Here is a 17727-nt window from a genome sequence, read left to right as displayed (position 1 = left end):
GGGTTTTCGCGTCTGCTCGCGCCAAGGGGCGCAGAAAGGGGTTAGCGGTAGTCCTACCGATAATCCGAGTAGCCGTAGTCGTCCAGCGGCACCGCGGGACCGGTGGCCTGGCCGAAGTCCGGGCTGTAGTACTGATCCTCGTAGGACGGGATCGTGTACGCCGCAGCGCGGGCTTCCTCGGTCGGCTGCACCTGGATGTTGCGGTAGCGGTTGATACCGGTACCGGCCGGGATCAGCTTGCCGATAATCACGTTCTCCTTCAGACCATTCAGCTTGTCGCTGCGGCAGTTGATCGCCGCATCGGTCAGCACGCGAGTGGTCTCCTGGAACGACGCCGCCGACAGCCACGAATCGGTGGCCAGCGACGCCTTGGTGATACCCATCAGCACCGGGCGACCGGCCGCGGGCTCGCCGCCCTCGGCAACCACCCGACGGTTCTCGGCCTCGAACTCCGCACGCTCGGTCAACGAGCCAGGCAGGAACTCCGTGCTGCCCGAGTCGATGATCGTGACGCGCCGCAGCATCTGCCGGACGATCACCTCGATGTGCTTGTCGTGGATCGACACGCCCTGAGCGCGGTAGACCTCCTGGACCTCCTTGACGAGGTGGATCTGCACCTCGCGGGGGCCCTGGACACGCAGCACCTCGTGCGGATCGGCGGAGCCTTCCATCAGCTGCTGGCCCACCTCGACGTGGTCGCCGTCGGACAGCAGCCGCTCGGTGCCGTCCTCGTGCTTGAACACCTTCAGGCGCTGACGACGAGACAGCTTGTCGTACACCACTTCCTCGCCACCATCGTCGGGGATGATGGTGATCTTGTAGAAGCGGTCGCCCTCTTCGAGCTGCACGCGACCGGAGACGTCGGCGATCGGCGCCTTGTCCCGCGGCACGCGCGCCTCGAACAGCTCCTGCACGCGAGGCAGACCACCGGTGATGTCGCTGCCGCCGGTGACGCCGCCCTGGTGGAACGTGCGCATGGTCAGCTGCGTGCCGGGCTCGCCGATGGACTGCGCGGCGACGATGCCGACGGCCTCGCCGATGTCGACGAGCTTGCCCGTCGCCATCGAACGGCCATAGCACAGCGCGCACACACCGGTGCCGGTGGCGCAGGTCAGCACGGAGCGGACCTTCACCTCGATGATACCGGCCGCCAGCAGCGCCTCGATCGCCGGGTCGCCCAGGTCGTGACCGCGCTCGACGATGACGTTGCCGTCCGCGTCGACCGCGTCGGTCGCCAACGTCCGGGCGTACGCCGAGGTCTCGATGTGCTGGTCGCGCACCCACGTGCCGTCCGGCTGCTGCTCGGCGAGCGTGACGTTGATGCCGCGCTCGGTCTCGCAGTCGTGCTCGCGCACGATGACGTCCTGGCTGACGTCCACCAGACGACGGGTCAGGTAACCCGAGTCGGCGGTACGAAGAGCGGTGTCCGCCAGGCCCTTTCGGGCGCCGTGGGTGTTGATGAAGTACTCCAGCACGGTCAGGCCCTCGCGGAACGAGGACTTGATCGGACGCGGGATGAACTCACCCTTCGGGTTGGTCACCAGACCCTTCATGCCGGCCAGCGTCCGGGTCTGCGTGAAGTTACCCGTGGCGCCGGAGTCGACGATCGTGATGATCGGGTTGTCCGACGGGTAGTGCTTGCGCAGCGCCTCGCCGACCTCTTCGGTCGCCGTCTGCCAGATCTTGACCAGCTCGCCGTTGCGCTCCTCGTGGTTGAGCTTGCCGCGCTGGTACTGCTTTTCGATCGCGTCGGCTTCCTTCTCGTAGCGCTCGAGGATCTCCTGCTTCTCCGGCGGCACCAGCACGTCGGCCATCGACACGGTGACACCCGAGCGGGTGGCCCAGTAGAAGCCGGCGTCCTTGAGCTTGTCGACGGTCTGCGCCACCACGATCATCGGGTAGCGCTCGGCCAGATCGTTGACGATGCGCGCCTGCACCTTCTTGTGCATCTGCTCGTTGACGAACGGATACTGAACCGGCAGAAGCTCGTTGAACATCACCCGGCCCAGCGTCGTCTCGGTCGTCCACGCGTCGCCGGGCTTCCAGCCGTCCGGGAACAGCTCGGCCTCGACCTCGGCGGGCGGCCGCAGGTCGGTCAGCCGCACCCGGATCTTGGCGCGCACACTCAAGGCACCGCGGTCCATCGCCATGATGGCCTCGGCGGGCGAGCTGTACACGCCGCGCTCCGGGGAATCCTTGGAAGCGGGCTGGTATTCGCCGACCTCGCCCTCGATCATGGTGGTCAGGTAGTACAACCCGGTCACCATGTCCAGACGCGGCATGGCCAGCGGACGGCCCGACGCCGGCGACAGGATGTTGTTCGACGACAGCATCAGGATGCGCGCCTCGGCCTGCGCCTCCGCCGACAGCGGCAGGTGCACGGCCATCTGGTCGCCGTCGAAGTCGGCGTTGAACGCCTCACACACCAGCGGGTGCAGCTGAATCGCCTTGCCCTCCACCAGCATCGGCTCGAAGGCCTGGATGCCGAGGCGGTGCAGCGTGGGTGCGCGGTTCAGCAGAACCGGGTGCTCGGCGATGACCTCTTCGAGCACGTCCCACACCTGCGGACGCTGACGCTCCACCATCCGCTTGGCGCTCTTGATGTTCTGCGCATGGTTCAGGTCGACCAGACGCTTCATCACGAACGGCTTGAACAGCTCCAGCGCCATCAGCTTGGGCAGACCGCACTGGTGCAGCTTGAGCTGCGGGCCGACCACGATGACCGAACGGCCCGAGTAGTCGACGCGCTTGCCGAGCAGGTTCTGACGGAACCGGCCCTGCTTGCCCTTCAACAGATCTGACAGCGACTTGAGCGGACGGTTGCCCGGCCCCGTGACCGGACGGCCGCGACGGCCGTTGTCGAACAGCGCGTCCACCGACTCCTGAAGCATGCGCTTCTCGTTGTTCACGATGATCTCGGGCGCGCCCAGATCGATCAGCCTCTTGAGCCGGTTGTTGCGGTTGATGACGCGCCGGTACAGATCGTTCAGGTCCGACGTGGCGAACCGGCCACCGTCGAGCTGCACCATCGGGCGCAGTTCCGGCGGAATCACCGGAACGGCGTCGAGCACCATGCCCATCGGCGAGTTCGACGACTGCTGGAACGCAGCCACCACCTTGAGCCGCTTCAGCGCACGAAGTTTCTTCTGCCCCTTGCCGCTACGGATGGTCTCGCGCAGCGACTCGGCCTCGGCGTCGATGTCGAAGTTCTCGATCAGCCGCTTGATGGCCTCCGCGCCCATGGCGCCGGTGAAGTACTCGCCGTAGCGGTCCTGCAGCTCGCGGTAGAGCACCTCGTCGACGATCAGCTGCTTGGGGGCCAGCTTGGTGAAGGTGTTCCAGATCTCCTCGAGCCGGTCCAGCTCACGCTGGGCGCGGTCACGGATCTGGCGCATCTCACGCTCGCCGCCGTCGCGCACCTTGCGGCGCACGTCGGACTTGGCACCCTCGGCCTCCAACTCGGCCAGGTCGGCCTCGAGCTTCTGCGCGCGGGCCTCCAGGTCGGAATCACGCTGGTCCTCAACGGCTTTGCGCTCGACGGCCATCTCGGCCTCCAGCGTCGACAGCTCGTTGTGGCGCATCTCCTCGTCGACCTCGGTGATGACGTAGGCGGCGAAGTAGATGATCTTCTCGAGATCCTTGGGCGCCAGGTCGAGCAGGTACCCGAGCCGGCTCGGCACACCCTTGAAGTACCAGATGTGCGTGACGGGCGCGGCCAGCTCGATGTGGCCCATCCGCTCACGACGCACCTTGGCGCGGGTCACCTCGACGCCGCAGCGCTCACAGATGATGCCCTTGAAGCGGACGCGCTTGTACTTGCCGCAGTAGCACTCCCAGTCGCGAGTCGGTCCGAAGATCTTCTCGCAGAACAGGCCGTCCTTCTCCGGCTTCAGCGTGCGGTAGTTGATGGTCTCCGGCTTCTTGACCTCACCGAAGGACCAGTTCCGGATGTCCTCCGCAGTGGCAAGGCCAATCCGGAGCTCATCGAAGAAGTTGACGTCTAGCACGTAACTCCCTTTCCCCTTTCGGGACTAGAAAACTAATTAGGCCAAATCCTCTACGGACGCAGATTCGTTGCGCGACAGGTTGATTCCCAGGTTCGCCGCGGCGCGCTCCAGGTCCTCGTCGTCTCCGTCGCGCATCTCGATCGCGGCGCCGTCCGAAGACAGCACCTCGACGTTGAGGCACAACGACTGCAGTTCCTTGAGCAACACCTTGAACGACTCCGGAATACCGGGCTCGGGGATGTTCTCGCCCTTGACGATCGCCTCGTACACCTTGACCCGGCCGACGGTGTCGTCGGACTTGATGGTCAACAGCTCCTGCAGCGTGTACGCCGCGCCGTAGGCCTGCATGGCCCAACATTCCATCTCGCCGAACCGCTGGCCACCGAACTGCGCCTTACCGCCCAGCGGCTGCTGGGTGATCATCGAGTACGGGCCGGTGGAGCGGGCGTGGATCTTGTCGTCTACCAGGTGGTGCAGCTTGAGGATGTACATGTAGCCGACCGTCACCGGGTACGGGAACGGTTCGCCGCTGCGGCCGTCGTACAGCATGGCCTTGCCGTCGCCGTCGACCAGCTTCTCGCCGTCGCGGTTGGGCAACGTCGAGCCCAGCAGACCCTGCAGCTCGTCGCCGGTGGCGCCGTCGAACACCGGGGTCGAGACGATGGTGTTCGGCTCGGCCTCCAGCAGATCGTCGGGCAACTGGTTGGCCCACTCCGGCTTGCCCTCGACCTTCCAGCCGCTGTGCGCGGCCCAGCCCAGGTGCGTCTCGAGGATCTGGCCGATGTTCATCCGTCGCGGCACACCGTGGGTGTTCAGGATGATGTCGACCGGGGTGCCGTCCGGCAGGAACGGCATGTCCTCGACCGGCAGGATCTTGCCGATGACGCCCTTGTTGCCGTGGCGCCCGGCCAGCTTGTCGCCGTCGGAGATCTTGCGCTTCTGCGCGACGTAGACGCGGACCAGCTCGTTGACGCCGGCGGGCAGCTCGTCGTCGTCCTCGCGGGAGAACACGCGGATGCCAATCACCTTGCCGGACTCACCGTGCGGCACCTTCAGCGACGTGTCGCGGACCTCGCGCGCCTTCTCACCGAAGATCGCACGCAGCAGCCGCTCCTCCGGGGTCAGCTCGGTCTCACCCTTCGGGGTGACCTTGCCGACCAGGATGTCGCCGTCGCGGACCTCGGCGCCGATGCGGACGATGCCGCGCTCGTCGAGGTCGGCCAGCACCTCATCGGAGACGTTCGGGATGTCCCGGGTGATCTCCTCGGCGCCCAGCTTGGTGTCGCGGGCGTCGATCTCGTGCTCCTCGATGTGGATCGAGGTGAGTACGTCCTCTTCGACCAGACGGTTGGAGAGGATGATCGCGTCCTCGTAGTTGTGGCCCTCCCACGGCATGATCGCGACGAGCAGGTTCTTGCCCAGCGCCATCTCGCCGTTCTCGGTGCACGGCCCGTCGGCGATGACCTGGCCGGCCTCCACCCGGTCGCCGGCGTCGACGATCGGGCGCTGGTTGGCGCAGGTGCCGTGGTTGGACCGGGCGAACTTGCGCATCCGGTAGGTCTGCCGGGTGCCGTCGTCGGCCATCACGGTGATGTAGTCGGCGGAGACCTCCTCGATCACCCCGGCGTTGTCGGCGACGACGACGTCACCGGCGTCGATCGCGGCACGCAACTCCATGCCGGTCCCGACCAGCGGGGCCTCGCTGCGCACCAGCGGAACCGCCTGACGCTGCATGTTGGCACCCATCAGGGCGCGGTTGGCGTCGTCGTGCTCGAGGAACGGGATCATCGCGGTCGCGACCGACACCATCTGGCGCGGCGAGACGTCCATGTAGTCGACCTGGCTCGACGAGATCTGCTCGACCTCGCCGCCTTTGCGGCGCACCAGCACGCGGTCCTGCAGGAAGCGGCCGTCGTCGCCGATCGGCGAGTTGGCCTGCGCCACGACGTAGCGGTCCTCCTCGTCGGCGGTCAGGTAGACGATCTCGTCAGTGACCACGCCGTCGACGACCTTGCGGTACGGCGTCTCGATGAACCCGAACGGGTTGACCCGGGCGTACACCGACAGCGAGCCGATCAGACCGATGTTCGGACCCTCGGGGGTCTCGATCGGGCACATCCGGCCGTAGTGGCTGGCGTGCACGTCGCGCACCTCGAGGCCGGCGCGCTCACGGGACAGACCGCCCGGGCCCAGCGCCGAGAGGCGACGCTTGTGGGTGAGCCCAGACAGCGGGTTGTTCTGGTCCATGAACTGCGACAGCTGCGACGTGCCGAAGAACTCCTTGATCGCCGCCACGACGGGACGGATGTTGATCAGGGTCTGCGGCGTGATCGCCTCGACGTCCTGGGTGGTCATGCGCTCGCGCACGACGCGCTCCATGCGGGACAGGCCGACGCGGATCTGGTTCTGGATCAGCTCGCCGACCGTGCGCAGGCGACGGTTGCCGAAGTGGTCGATGTCGTCGACCTCAACAGGAACCTCGACTCCGCCGGGAACGGTCATGGTCGGCTGACCGTCATGCAGCCGCACCAGGTACTCGATGGTGGCGACGATGTCCTCTTCGGTGAGCGTGGTCGTCTCGATCGGCTCACCGGGATGCAGGCCCAGCTTCTTGTTGACCTTGTAGCGGCCGACGCGGGCCAGGTCGTAGCGCTTCTCCTTGAAGAACAGGTTCTCCAACAGGGTCTGCGCCGACTCTTTGGTCGGCGGCTCGCCCGGGCGCAGCTTGCGGTAGATGTCCAGCAGCGCCTCGTCGGTGCCCGCGGTGTTGTCCTTCTCCAGCGTGCTCATCATGATCTCGCTGAAGCCGAACCGCTCGGTGATCTGCTCGTTGGTCCAGCCCAGCGCCTTCAGCAGCACGGTGACGGGCTGGCGACGCTTGCGGTCGATGCGCACGCCGACGGTGTCGCGCTTGTCGACGTCGAACTCCAGCCACGCGCCGCGGCCGGGGATCACCTTGACGCTGTGCAGCGTCTTGTCGGTGGACTTGTCGATGGTCTCGTCGAAGTACACGCCGGGCGAGCGCACCAGCTGGGACACCACGACACGCTCGGTGCCGTTGATGATGAAGGTGCCCTTCTCGGTCATCATCGGGAAGTCGCCCATGAAGACCGTCTGGCTCTTGATCTCGCCGCTCTCGGCGTTCATGAACTCGGCCGTGACGAACAGCGGAGCCGCGTACGTCATGTCCTTGTCTTTGCACTCATCGACGGACGCCTTGACGTCGTCGAAGCGCGGATCGGAGAAGGTCAGCGACAGGTTGCCGGCGAAGTCCTCGATCGGCGAGAGCTCGGTGAGCACCTCTTCGAGGCCGCCGATCGGGTTCGCGTCGCCGCGGGCCTTGGCCTTTTCTTTCCACTCATCGGAGCCGATCAGCCACTGAAACGACTCGGTCTGTACGTCAAGAAGCCCCGGAACCTCGAGCGGTTCACGGAGCTTTGCGAAAGTAATCCGGTTAGGTGCTCCTGGGACGGAGTTATTGGGGTTAGCTACAGCTGTCTTGTTTGGGCGGGACCCTGCCAAGATGCATCCTTCCAGCACCTCATGCGACTATCTGGAACCGGTGAGCCGGTTTTCCAGAAACGGCCGCGATATCTGCATCGGTTCGGCTGGCCTTTCCACGACCACAGCCTCCCGGCCAAGCGGCACGCGAATAGTTCACTGAGCGGGGCTCAGGCTAGAACATCGGTGTCAGGTGCGGGTTTAGGTGGGCAGGATGCAGCCAGCGCAACGTCCAACAATAGCGCAGGACGGCGCATTCCTCAACCACCGTGTGCGGAGTCACAGGGGCGCTGGCTGGCGTCTTCAACCCTTGCACACATGCTGACCAACAGACTGGCGTGTCGCGGCCCTTCCGTCAAGGGATAACGCGGTGTTGGTGTGGAGTTTTGTTCCCGAATCCCGGCGGATCACACCGCGGTCGCGCCCGTGCACGACCCGGCCGCGGTGGGTTCGGCCGAGCAATTGACGTAGTCGTTGGCGTTGATCGAATGCAGCAGCCCGGCGAAGAACCACTCGATCGGCGACAGGGACGCCGGCGGGCCGGGCAGCACATAGCCGCGGGCCAGACCGGCCTCGGTGGGAATGTCGATGATGGTCTGGCCGGGTTCGCCGGGTTCGCCGTAGATGCCGGTGCGCGTCGCCGGGTCATACACCCGACCGGCGTACATGTCGGTCAGCCAGCCCTGCGAGAGGACCTGGACGGCCGCGACGTTCTGCGGCTCCGACCGGCCGAACACCAGTCCGACGAACCCCTGCACCAGGCCGAAGTAGGCGTCGCTCTGGAAGGCGTCCGAATGCGCGCCGCCGATCAGCTGCACCCCGTTGAACTGGCCGGGGCGCTTCTCGGCGAGCACGTTGTTCGCGCCGCCGCCGTAGTTCATCACCGACGGGGTCGCGGCGACCTGCAGGACCGGCACCGACGACGGCAGCTTGTCTAGCGCCCGCCCCAGTGCACCGTTGGCCGCCGAGCCGTCGTAGAGCAGGACGCCGACCAGATCGTCCTTGCGGTCCGCCGGCGCCGAGTCGTAGTAGTAGCCGGCGGCGCCCGCGGCCAACATGCTGCCCGCGGACTGGCCGGCGAACACGAACTTCTCGGGCAGCGTCCCCTGGAATCCGGCGGCCCTCGCGCTGGCCAGCAGCGCGTCGCGGTCGTCCTCGAACAGCCGCGCCACCGCGGCGTGCATCGGGTCGGCGGTGAGGCTGCAGCCGTCGCAGGCGAAGTAGTTCGACGTGATCGTCGGCGCCACCACGATCGCGTTGTTGCGCTCCGCGAGCGCGGCCAACGTGAGGTTGTAGATCCCCGCGTGCGCCATGAACCCGTGCTGGAAGTAGATGAACTTGTCGGGCTGGCCCTCCTTCGGGTAGTACCAGTCGGCGTCGGCGCGGTAGCCGTCGCCGCAGTCGATCAGCAGCGTGGAGCCTCGTGCGGTCACGGTGCTGCCCGGCGGCACGGCGGGCGGGCCCACGACCAGCTTCACCATGAAGTCGATGACGCTCCAGGCCAGCGTGCCGATGATGTTGATCAGGTTCGGTCCCCGCGGGGCGGCCGGCTGAGCCGCGGGCGCGGACATCGCGACCTGCGTGATCGTGGGTTTCAGTTTCGATTCGAAGGCCGCGATGGCTTGGTCGACGACGGCCTTGTTGGCGGCGGCCTCGCTGTCGGCGGTCACGGTGTCGACGGTCGGCTCGGCCGGCTCGGCCGGCTCGGTCGGCTGCGTCGGCTCGTCGGACGGCTCCGGCGTTTCGACCTCGTTGACGACCGCCGAAAGGTTGCTCGTCGGCTCGGTCTCGGTGGTCGCGTCGTGACCGGAGCCCGACGGGGTCTCGCCGGCGACGACGGCCTCTTCCTCGGTGGCCTGTTCCTCGGCGGGCTCTTCCTCGGTGGCGTCGTCTTCGTCGACGACGACGTCCTCTTCGTCGGTGGCGTTCTCGTCGGTGGCGTCCTCTTCGTCGACGACTTCTTCCTCGGGGGCCTCCTCTTCGTCGATGACCTCTTCGTCCTCGGTGACGTCCTCATCATCGGTGACCGCGTCTTCGGCGTCGACCTTCGCGCCGGCCGCACCGCCCGGCTCGGACTCCGACTGCGACGAACCCGGCTGACCGGCGCCGGTGCCCGAATCCGGTTCGGCGACCGCGATTCCCGCGCCGACGAGCACGACGCACGACAACCCCGCGGTGAGGACACCTGCGCTCACGCAGCGCAGCAGCCGGTCATTCATCGACGCATCCTTTCGCCGTGGTTCGCCACCGAAGCTGACCGGGCTTGTTTGCCTGCCCTGCACCCCGCGACACTGCCAGCGACGGAAACCTCGGGGCCCGCAATAACGCGCCGCAGCGTCCAGCAGCGTGCACACCTGCACTTACCCACACCGAGGCCCGGTCGCCCATGCCGTCTCCCGTCAGCCTCAGCAAACGTTACCGGGATCGACGGGGCGTCGGAAGCGATTAACCGAAGCGCTTAGAAATCACGCCGCGATCGAGTCCGAGCAGGACTCCCCCGCGGCCGCGCCGACGGATGCGCTCACACACGCCGGGTCGAACCGGAAGATCCCGTCACCGAGGGCGACGAGCGGTTGCAGCAGGTTGAACAGGAACAGCTTGGTCAACGGGTTGGGCAGCGCGACCAAAACCGCAACGCCGCCAGGGGTTCTCAGGTTCAAACGCTCGCCGGGCGCCAGGTCGTAGACGCCGGTGGCCTGATTGCCCGCGAACATGTCGTTGGCCCACGTGACCATCAGATGCCGCGCCGCGGCGACGTTGCGCGGCTGGGAGAACCCGGCCACCACCTGTTGCGAGAACTGGATGAGCGGGTTGCCGCCGCGCATCGCGTCGACGTGGGAGCCGCCCTCCAACGTGACGCCGACGAACTGGCCCGGCCGCGCCGCCATCAGCGCCGCGCTGCCGACGCCGAACTGGTTCCAGAAGTAGCGCGGCGCGGCGATCTGGTAGATCGGGATGTCCAGCGGCACCTTGCGCAGCGCGTCGGTCATCGAGTCGTCGAGGCCGACGCCGTCGAGCAGCACCACCCCGGCCAACCGGTCGGCGGTGCCGTTGTCGACCATGTAGCCGGCCGCTCCCGACACCGCGCCGCCGCCCAGCGAGTGGCCCATCAGCACGACCCGGTCCGGAATCGGCCCGTCGTAGCCGGCCCGCGCGGCGCTGTCGGCGAGCGCGTCGTTGTCCTCGTTGAACAGATCGGCGATGGCCTTGTGCATCGGCGGCGCGCCGAGCCAGCAGGCGTCGGCGGCCAGGAAGTTCGACGTGATCGACGGCGTGAGCACGATGCTGTTGGTCTGGGTCGCCAACGCCGCGGCGGTGTAGCTGTACCACGGGCCGGAGGCCAGGAAGCCGTGCTGCAGGTAGATCATCCGGTCCGGCGGGTTCTCCTCATAGCCGGCGGGGAGATACCAGTCGGCGGGCACGTGGAATCCCTCGCCGGGCGCGCAGCCGCAGTCGAGCCGCAGCGTGGAACTGCGCACGGTCACCGTGCTGCCCAGCGGCAACATCGCCGGTCCGCCGACCAGGCGGGTCACCGCGTGATACAGACCGAAGACAACCGTTCCGACGAAGTCGAGCAGGGTGGTCAGCGGGTCGGTGAAGAAGGAGGTGCTGGCCACGGGCGCCGCGGCCGCGAACGTGATGGCCTCGACCGTTCCGGCGTCCTTGGTCTTGGCGGCGATGTCCTCGACGATGTTGTCGACGACGACCATGGCGCGCTGCTGGGCCAGGGGCGCGACGTCCGGTTCGGTGGGCTCCTCGGCGTCGTCCTCGGCGACGACGGTGTCCTCGGGCTCGGTCTCGGCGGCGAGATCCTCGACTTGCTCGACGCCAGGCTGCTCGACTTGCGCGGTGGGGGTCGTGTCGACGAGATCGCTGTCCGAGCGGTCCTCGACGACGTCGACGGCGGCTTGCTCCTCAGCTTCGGCGTCGGTGTCCGTGTCCGCATCGACGTCGGGTTCGTCGGCGGGCTCTTCCTCGTCAAGGTCGACGACCGGTTCCTCGGCGGGCTCTTCCTCGTCGACATCGACGTCGGGCTCGGTGACGTCGGTTTCCTCGGGGTCCGTCGTGTCGGGCTCGCCGGCGGCCGAATCCTCAGCGCTTTCAGCGGATTTCGAGGTCTCCGAGGTGCTCGCGGTGTTCGACGTCGAACCCGAGCCGTCGTCGGCGATCGCGACACCCGCTCCGGCGAACATCGCCGCCGTCACACCGGCAGCGACCACACCCGCGCTGAACCATTTCAAGATCTCGTCGCCCATGACGGTCGAATCTATTGCCCCGAGCACCGCCCAAAGGGACAAACGGGCGCAAAAGTGCGAGTAGTTTTCGCCATTTCGCCGATCTCGGCGACCGGATAGGCGAGACGCCGAGCCCTAACGCGCGGGTTCTGCGCGAGCCACCCGCACCGGCACACCGGTCAACCGCGCCATCCCGGCAAGGCGCTCGATGTCGTCGGGGTGGCTGGACATCAGCTTGTTGACGTTGGCGCCGCCGGCGTGGTTGGCCAGCCGCCACCCGGCCGTGCCCTTGTGCCCCCAACCGTGCGGAACGGCGACCACCCCGGCGACGATGTCCTTGGTGACGATCACGGGCAGTTCGATCTCGCCGTTGACCGACGCGATCCGCACGACGTCACCGTCGGCGATGTCGGCCGCGGCCGCGTCGTCGACGTGCATGCGGGCGTGCTGGGTGCGCTCTCCGCGCATCAGCAGCGGCGAGTTGTGCATCCACGAGTTCTCCGACCGGGCCTCGCGCATGCCGATCAACCGCAGCGGATAGCCGTCGGGCGCGCTGCGGCGGGCCAGCTTGTCGACCTCGGCGCGGATCTCGCCGTGGCGCAACCGGACTCGCCGACCGCGATACACCACGACGTCGCGCAGCACCCCGGCGCGCAGGTTGGCCGCCAGCACCTTGCCGTGCGGATACTCCCTCGTCAGCCGCGCGAAGCTCAACCCGCCGCGGCGCAGCCCGAACCGGTCCCCGCCCTCCCCCAGCCGGATCAGCGCGTCGACCAGCAGCCGCGGCGACAATCGAACACCGAATACCCCCAACATCTTTCGCAAGACAGCCTGCATCGCCAGGCCGGGCGTGCGCCGCCACAGCCGGCGGGTGAGGTCGTCGATGATCTCCCACTCCGCGCGCGCCTGGCCCACCGGCGCGATGACGGCCTCGGTGGCCTGGCGGAACGGCGTGGGTTGCAGCGTCTGGAACGGAAGCGGGAAGTCGTCGCGCTCGTACATGCTGGCCGCGGGCAGCACGTAGTCGCAGTGCGCCAGCGTCTCGTTGACGTAGAGGTCGATGCCGACCATCAAATCCAGTTGGCCCAAGGCGGATTCGAGTTCGTCGCCGTTGGGCACCGACAGCACCGGGTTGCCCGCGCTGACGAACAGCGCCTTGACCTGGCCGCGCCCGGGGGTGGTGATCTCCTTGGCCATCACGCCGGCGGGTTCGGACCCGAGCACCGACGGGAACCCGCCGATCCGCGAGCGCCGCCGCGAGTACACGCCCCGCAGCAGCGCCGCACCCGCCTTGTTCAGCCACCGCTCGGCAGGCAACCCATACCGGCCGAACATGGCACCGCCCGCGACGTCGAGATTGCCCGCGACCAGGTTCACCGCGTCGAGCAGATAGGTTGTGAGCGTGCCGTTTTCGCCGGTGCTGGTGCCGACGCGGCCGTACACCGCGGCGCGGGGGGTGCGAACCAGGTCGCGGGCCAGGTTGCGCACGGTGTCCGGGTCGATCCCGGTGCGCGCCGCGGTGGCCTCGGGAGAGAACGCCCGGGCGAGCTGCTCGAGCCAGTCGACGCCGTCGGCTTGACGGGCCAGGACAGCGCGGTCGACGAGGTTCTCGGCGAACATCACCTGCAGCAGCGACAGCAGCAGATACGCGTCGCCGTCGGGGACGATGCCCAGCCATTCGAACTGCGCGGCGGTCTCGGTCTTGCGCGGATCGATGACCAGCACCCGGCCGCCGCGCCTGACGATGTCGTGCATGCGGTCCTTGATCCGCGGCTGGGTCAGCACACTGCCGTGCGACACAACGGGATTGGCGCCGATGGCGACGAGCAAATCGGTGCGCAGCACGTCGGGCACGGGCAGCGCCAGCGGCGTGCCGTACAGCAGCTGGCTGGCCACGAACCGGTTGTTGACGTCCTGGCTGCCCGCGGTGAACAGGTGCATGCGCGGACCCACGCCGGCCATCAACATGTTGAGGCTCAGCGTGTGCGAGTAGCTGAACGCACCGGGGTTGCCGAAGTACCAGCCGATCGCGCCCGGCCCGTGCGCCCGGTGAATCGCCGTCAGCCGTCGCGCGATGTCCGACATCGCCTCATCCCACGACACCGGCGAGAAGCGGCCGTCGGCGCCCTTGCGCAGCGGAGTCGTCACCCGGTCGGGGTCGTTGACGACCTCGGCGAACGCGATGCCCTTCTGACAGGCGAACCCCGTCGAGATCGGATGGGCCTTATCGGGGCGCAGTTCGATCAGGCGGCCGTCCTCGACGGTCGCGATCATGCCGCACAGCGGTTCGCAGATCCGGCAGAACGTCGGCTTGTGCTCGCGGGTCATCACGAACAGCATGCGCTCACGGCGCGGCCAAGTCGACTACCGTCCGGCGGTACGAAGCGGCCCCGTCGTCGCCTCGAGGCTGTCGGCGCGCTCGAGATCCTCGCGGATCGCGGCCTGCGCGGCCGGCGGCAGGGTGTGCAGGATCTCGCGCACCCGGGCCTGGCGACGCGCCACCGCCTTGCGCTCCGGCATCCCCGGCGTCGGGGTGATCTGGCGCGGCACGCCCTGGATCTCCTCGACCCCGCCGTCGTGGTGGCCGGCGTCGAACATGGCCTGCTCCTCGGCCATCGTCGACTCGTCCTTCTCCTCCGACATACCGATCGGGCCGACCCGCCGGCCGTTGAGGAACTGCTTGACCACGGGCTCGTCGCTGGTCAACAACACCTCGCGGGGTCCGAACATCACCAGTTTCTTGCGGAACAGCATCCCGATGTTGTCCGGCACCGTGCGGGCGATGTTGATGTTGTGCGTGACGATCAGGATCGTGGCGTCGATCTGGGCGTTGATGTCGATCAGCAGCTGCGACAGATACGCCGTGCGGACGGGGTCCAGACCCGAGTCGGGCTCGTCGCAGAGGATGATCTGCGGATCCAGCACCAGCGAGCGGGCCAGCCCCGCACGTTTACGCATACCGCCGGAGATCTCACCGGGGAACTTGTTCTCGTCGCCCGCGAGCCCGACCAGCTCGAGCTTCTCCATCACGATCTGACGGATCTCGCTTTCCTTCTTCTTCGTGTGCTCACGCAGCGGGAAAGCGGTGTTGTCGTAGATGCTCATCGAGCCGAACAGCGCGCCGTCCTGAAACATCACCCCGAACAGCGTGCGGATCTCGTAGAGCTCCTTCGCTGTGCATTCGACGATGTTGGTGCCGTCGACGATGATCTTGCCCCGATCGGGACGCAGCAAACCGATCAGGCACTTCAGGAAGACGGACTTGCCGGTACCCGACGGGCCAAGCAGCACGCTGACCTCACCGGCGGGAATGTCCAGCGTGACGTCTTCCCAGATGCGCTGAGGACCGAAGGACTTGGTCAGCCCTTCCACCTGAATGCCTATGCCCATGCCACCTCACCCTTTACAGCTGACGCATACCTACGCACCCGGTCAAAGGGGTGCTCAAGCACCAGGATGCGTCATCAGCGCGGGTAACGCCGACGACTCGGCGAAACGAGCCGCTACAAGATCGGGAGCCGGGGTTACCTCTCGGCGGTGGGGATGGCGCCCGTCGGGGCGTCGTCGTCCGCCGTGTGATGCCGCGCGGTCGTGGCCTCACCGACCCCGCCGCCCGAGTAGTGCTGCGAGCTCTCGAGGTCCTCGCGGATCGCGGCCTGCGCGGCCGGCGGCAGGGTGTGCAGGATCTCGCGCACCCGGGCCTGGCGACGCGCCACCGCCTTGCGCTCCGGCATCCCCGGCGTCGCCTGGATCTGCGGTCCTCGCGGATCGCGGCCTGCGCGGCCGGCGGCAGGGTGTGCAGGATCTCGCGCACCCGGGCCTGGCGACGCGCCACCGCCTTGCGCTCCGGCATCCCCGGCGTCGCCTGGATCTGCGGCGGCACGCCCTGGATCTCCTCGACCCCGCCGTCGTGGTGGCCGGCGTCGAACATGGCCTGCTCTTCGGCCATCGTCGACTCGTCCTTCTCCTCAGACATGCCGATCGGGCCGATCCGGCGGCCGTTGAGGAACTGCTTGACGACCGGCTCGTCGCTGGTCAGCAGCACTTCGCGGGGTCCGAACATGACCAGGTGCTTGCGGAACAGCATGCCCATGTTGTCCGGCACCGTGCGGGCGATGTTGATGTTGTGCGTGACGATCAGGATCGTGGCGTCGATCTGGGCGTTGATGTCGATCAGCAGCTGCGACAGGTAGGCGGTACGGACGGGGTCCAGACCGGAGTCGGGCTCGTCGCAGAGGATGATCTGCGGGTCGAGCACCAGCGAGCGGGCCAGCCCGGCGCGTTTGCGCATACCGCCGGAGATCTCGCCGGGGAACTTGTTCTCGTCGCCGGCCAGACCCACCAGCTCGAGCTTCTCCATGACGATGTTGCGGATCTCGCTTTCCTTCTTCTTCGTGTGCTCACGCAAGGGGAAAGCGGTGTTGTCGTAGATGCTCATCGAGCCGAACAGCGCGCCGTCCTGAAACATCACGCCGAACAGCGTGCGGATCTCGTAGAGCTCCTTGGCGGTGCACTGAATGACGTCGGTGCCGTCGACGATGATCTTGCCGCGCTCGGGGCGCAACAACCCGATCAGGGACTTCAGGAAGACGGATTTACCGGTACCCGACGGGCCAAGCAGGACGCTGACCTCACCCGGGGGGATGTCCAGCGTGACGTCCTCCCAAATTCGCTGGGGCCCGAAGGACTTGGTCAGCCCTTCAACCTGAATACCAATGCCCACGCGAAATCCTTCCGCCAAGTTTTTTCCGCCACACGTCTCCCACCTGTGGCTTGAGTCACTGTAGCTTATGCGGTCTCGTCACAACACAAGAGTCCGGTCATCCCGATATTGACGTGGCCGGCAGTAAAGACGACTGTGGGGCCGGTCTGTTTGCTAGACCGGCCCCACAGCGTCGAATTCGCCTACTTGACGGTGACCGTCGCGCCGGCGGCCTCGAGCTTGCCCTTGGCCTCCTCGGCGGCCTCCTTGGCGACCTTCTCGAGCAGCGGCTTGGGCGCGCTGTCGACCAGGTCCTTGGCCTCCTTGAGGCCCAGGCCGGAGACGATCTCGCGGACGACCTTGATCACGCCGATCTTCTTGTCGCCGGCGCTCTCCAGGATGACGTCGAACTCCGACTGCTCCTCGCCGGCCTCGGCGGGGGCGCCGGCGGCAGCGGCGCCGGGGGCGGCCGCGACGGCGACCGGAGCGGCGGCGGTGACGTCGAAGGTCTCCTCGAACTTCTTGACGAACTCGGAGAGCTCCAGCAGCGTCAGTTCCTTGAACGCGTCGAGCAGCTCGTCGGTGGACAGCTTGGCCATGGTGGGTCCTTCCTGATTTGTTGCGGTTTGTGCAAGTTGGGTGGTTAGGCGGCTTCTTCGCCGGCTTTCTTCTCTTCCAGAGCAGCGGCCAGTCGAGCGACCTGCGACGCCGGGGCGTTGAACAGCCCGGCGGCCTTGGTCAGATTGGCCTTCATCGCGCCGGCCAGCTTGGCCAGCAGCACCTCGCGCGACTCCAGGTCGGCGATCTGCTCGACCTCGGCGACGCTGAGCGGACGGCCGTCCATGTAGCCGCCCTTGATGACGAGGGCCTTGTTGTCCTTGGCGAACTTCTTGAGCGCCTTGGCAGCGTCGACGGCCTCGCCCTTGACGAACGCAATCGCGGTGGGACCGACGAACAGCTCGTCGAGACCCTCGATGCCGGCCTCCGCCGCGGCACGCTTGACCAGCGTGTTCTTGGCGATCCGATAGCTGGCGGAATCACCGAGCGACCGCCGCAGCTCGGCCAGTTGGGCGACCGAAAGACCGCGGAACTCGGTGACGACCGTGGCCGTCGACGAGTTGAATCGCTCGACGATGTCGGCAATTGCGGCGGCCTTGTCCTCCGTGGCCATGCATGCCTCCTCGTGGTTGGTTGTCGACGTTCCGCCTCAACCGCCCCGAGAATGACGAACGCCCCGACGCAGACAGGTCGGGGCGCACAAATACAGCGTTAGCCTCGTCCT

Annotated in this window: 8 protein-coding genes and 2 pseudogenes; all 10 read right to left on the bottom strand. The window is 67.1% G+C overall.

Annotation, left to right across the window (positions count from 1 at the left end):
* Positions 1-53: 53 nt before the first annotated feature.
* Positions 54-4007 carry a DNA-directed RNA polymerase subunit beta' gene (locus tag MELE44368_RS15810; RefSeq protein WP_128109347.1) on the bottom strand — a complete coding sequence of 1318 codons (3954 nt, stop codon included), beginning with the start codon at positions 4005-4007 and terminating at the stop codon, positions 54-56.
* A 36-nt stretch (positions 4008-4043) separates the two neighbouring features.
* Entirely contained in the window at positions 4044-7529 is a 3486-nt protein-coding gene (gene rpoB, locus MELE44368_RS15805; RefSeq protein WP_409366129.1) for a DNA-directed RNA polymerase subunit beta, read from the bottom strand.
* 386 nt (positions 7530-7915) lie between these two features.
* Complete coding sequence (locus MELE44368_RS15800; RefSeq protein ID WP_128109345.1) at positions 7916-9727, bottom strand: alpha/beta fold hydrolase; 1812 nt, start codon at positions 9725-9727, stop codon at positions 7916-7918.
* Positions 9728-9973: 246 nt separating this feature from the next.
* Complete coding sequence (locus MELE44368_RS15795) at positions 9974-11764, bottom strand: prolipoprotein diacylglyceryl transferase (protein WP_128109344.1); 1791 nt, start codon at positions 11762-11764, stop codon at positions 9974-9976.
* 114 nt (positions 11765-11878) lie between these two features.
* On the bottom strand, positions 11879-14071 hold the full coding sequence (locus MELE44368_RS15790; protein ID WP_128109343.1) for a molybdopterin-dependent oxidoreductase: 2193 nt from the start codon (positions 14069-14071) through the stop codon (positions 11879-11881).
* A gap of 36 nt (positions 14072-14107) precedes the next feature.
* Positions 14108-15133 (bottom strand): ABC transporter ATP-binding protein, encoded by a 1026-nt coding sequence (locus MELE44368_RS15785; RefSeq protein ID WP_128109342.1) that lies wholly within the window; start codon positions 15131-15133, stop codon positions 14108-14110.
* 134 nt (positions 15134-15267) lie between these two features.
* A pseudogene (locus MELE44368_RS27525) lies at positions 15268-15501 on the bottom strand (ABC transporter ATP-binding protein); the annotation flags it as partial.
* Positions 15501-16466 (bottom strand): annotated as a pseudogene (locus tag MELE44368_RS15780) (ABC transporter ATP-binding protein); the annotation flags it as partial. The pseudogenes MELE44368_RS15780 and MELE44368_RS27525, both read right to left, overlap by 1 nt.
* A 182-nt stretch (positions 16467-16648) precedes the next feature.
* Positions 16649-17044 carry a 50S ribosomal protein L7/L12 gene (gene rplL, locus MELE44368_RS15775; protein WP_064889621.1) on the bottom strand — a complete coding sequence of 132 codons (396 nt, stop codon included), beginning with the start codon at positions 17042-17044 and terminating at the stop codon, positions 16649-16651.
* Between the two features lie 44 nt (positions 17045-17088).
* Complete coding sequence (gene rplJ / locus MELE44368_RS15770) at positions 17089-17616, bottom strand: 50S ribosomal protein L10 (RefSeq protein WP_046754813.1); 528 nt, start codon at positions 17614-17616, stop codon at positions 17089-17091.
* Positions 17617-17727 lie beyond the last annotated feature (111 nt).

It is taken from the genome of Mycolicibacterium elephantis DSM 44368 (assembly GCF_004014805.1).
In the GTDB taxonomy this organism is placed as follows: Bacteria; Actinomycetota; Actinomycetes; order Mycobacteriales; family Mycobacteriaceae; genus Mycobacterium; species Mycobacterium elephantis.
Note: the sequence above shows the minus strand (reverse complement) of the source record. Positions and strands in the feature narration are given on the sequence as shown.

Excerpts from the sequence above, each read along its gene's own strand:
- MELE44368_RS15800 (WP_128109345.1), bottom strand. The coding sequence starts at position 9,727 with ATGAATGACCGGCTGCTGCGCTGCGTGAGCGCAGGTGTCCTCACCGCG.
- MELE44368_RS15795 (WP_128109344.1), bottom strand. The coding sequence starts at position 11,764 with ATGGGCGACGAGATCTTGAAATGGTTCAGCGCGGGTGTGGTCGCTGCC.
- MELE44368_RS15790 (WP_128109343.1), bottom strand. The coding sequence starts at position 14,071 with ATGACCCGCGAGCACAAGCCGACGTTCTGCCGGATCTGCGAACCGCTG.
- MELE44368_RS15785 (WP_128109342.1), bottom strand. The coding sequence starts at position 15,133 with ATGGGCATAGGCATTCAGGTGGAAGGGCTGACCAAGTCCTTCGGTCCT.
- rplL (WP_064889621.1), bottom strand. The coding sequence starts at position 17,044 with ATGGCCAAGCTGTCCACCGACGAGCTGCTCGACGCGTTCAAGGAACTG.
- rplJ (WP_046754813.1), bottom strand. The coding sequence starts at position 17,616 with ATGGCCACGGAGGACAAGGCCGCCGCAATTGCCGACATCGTCGAGCGA.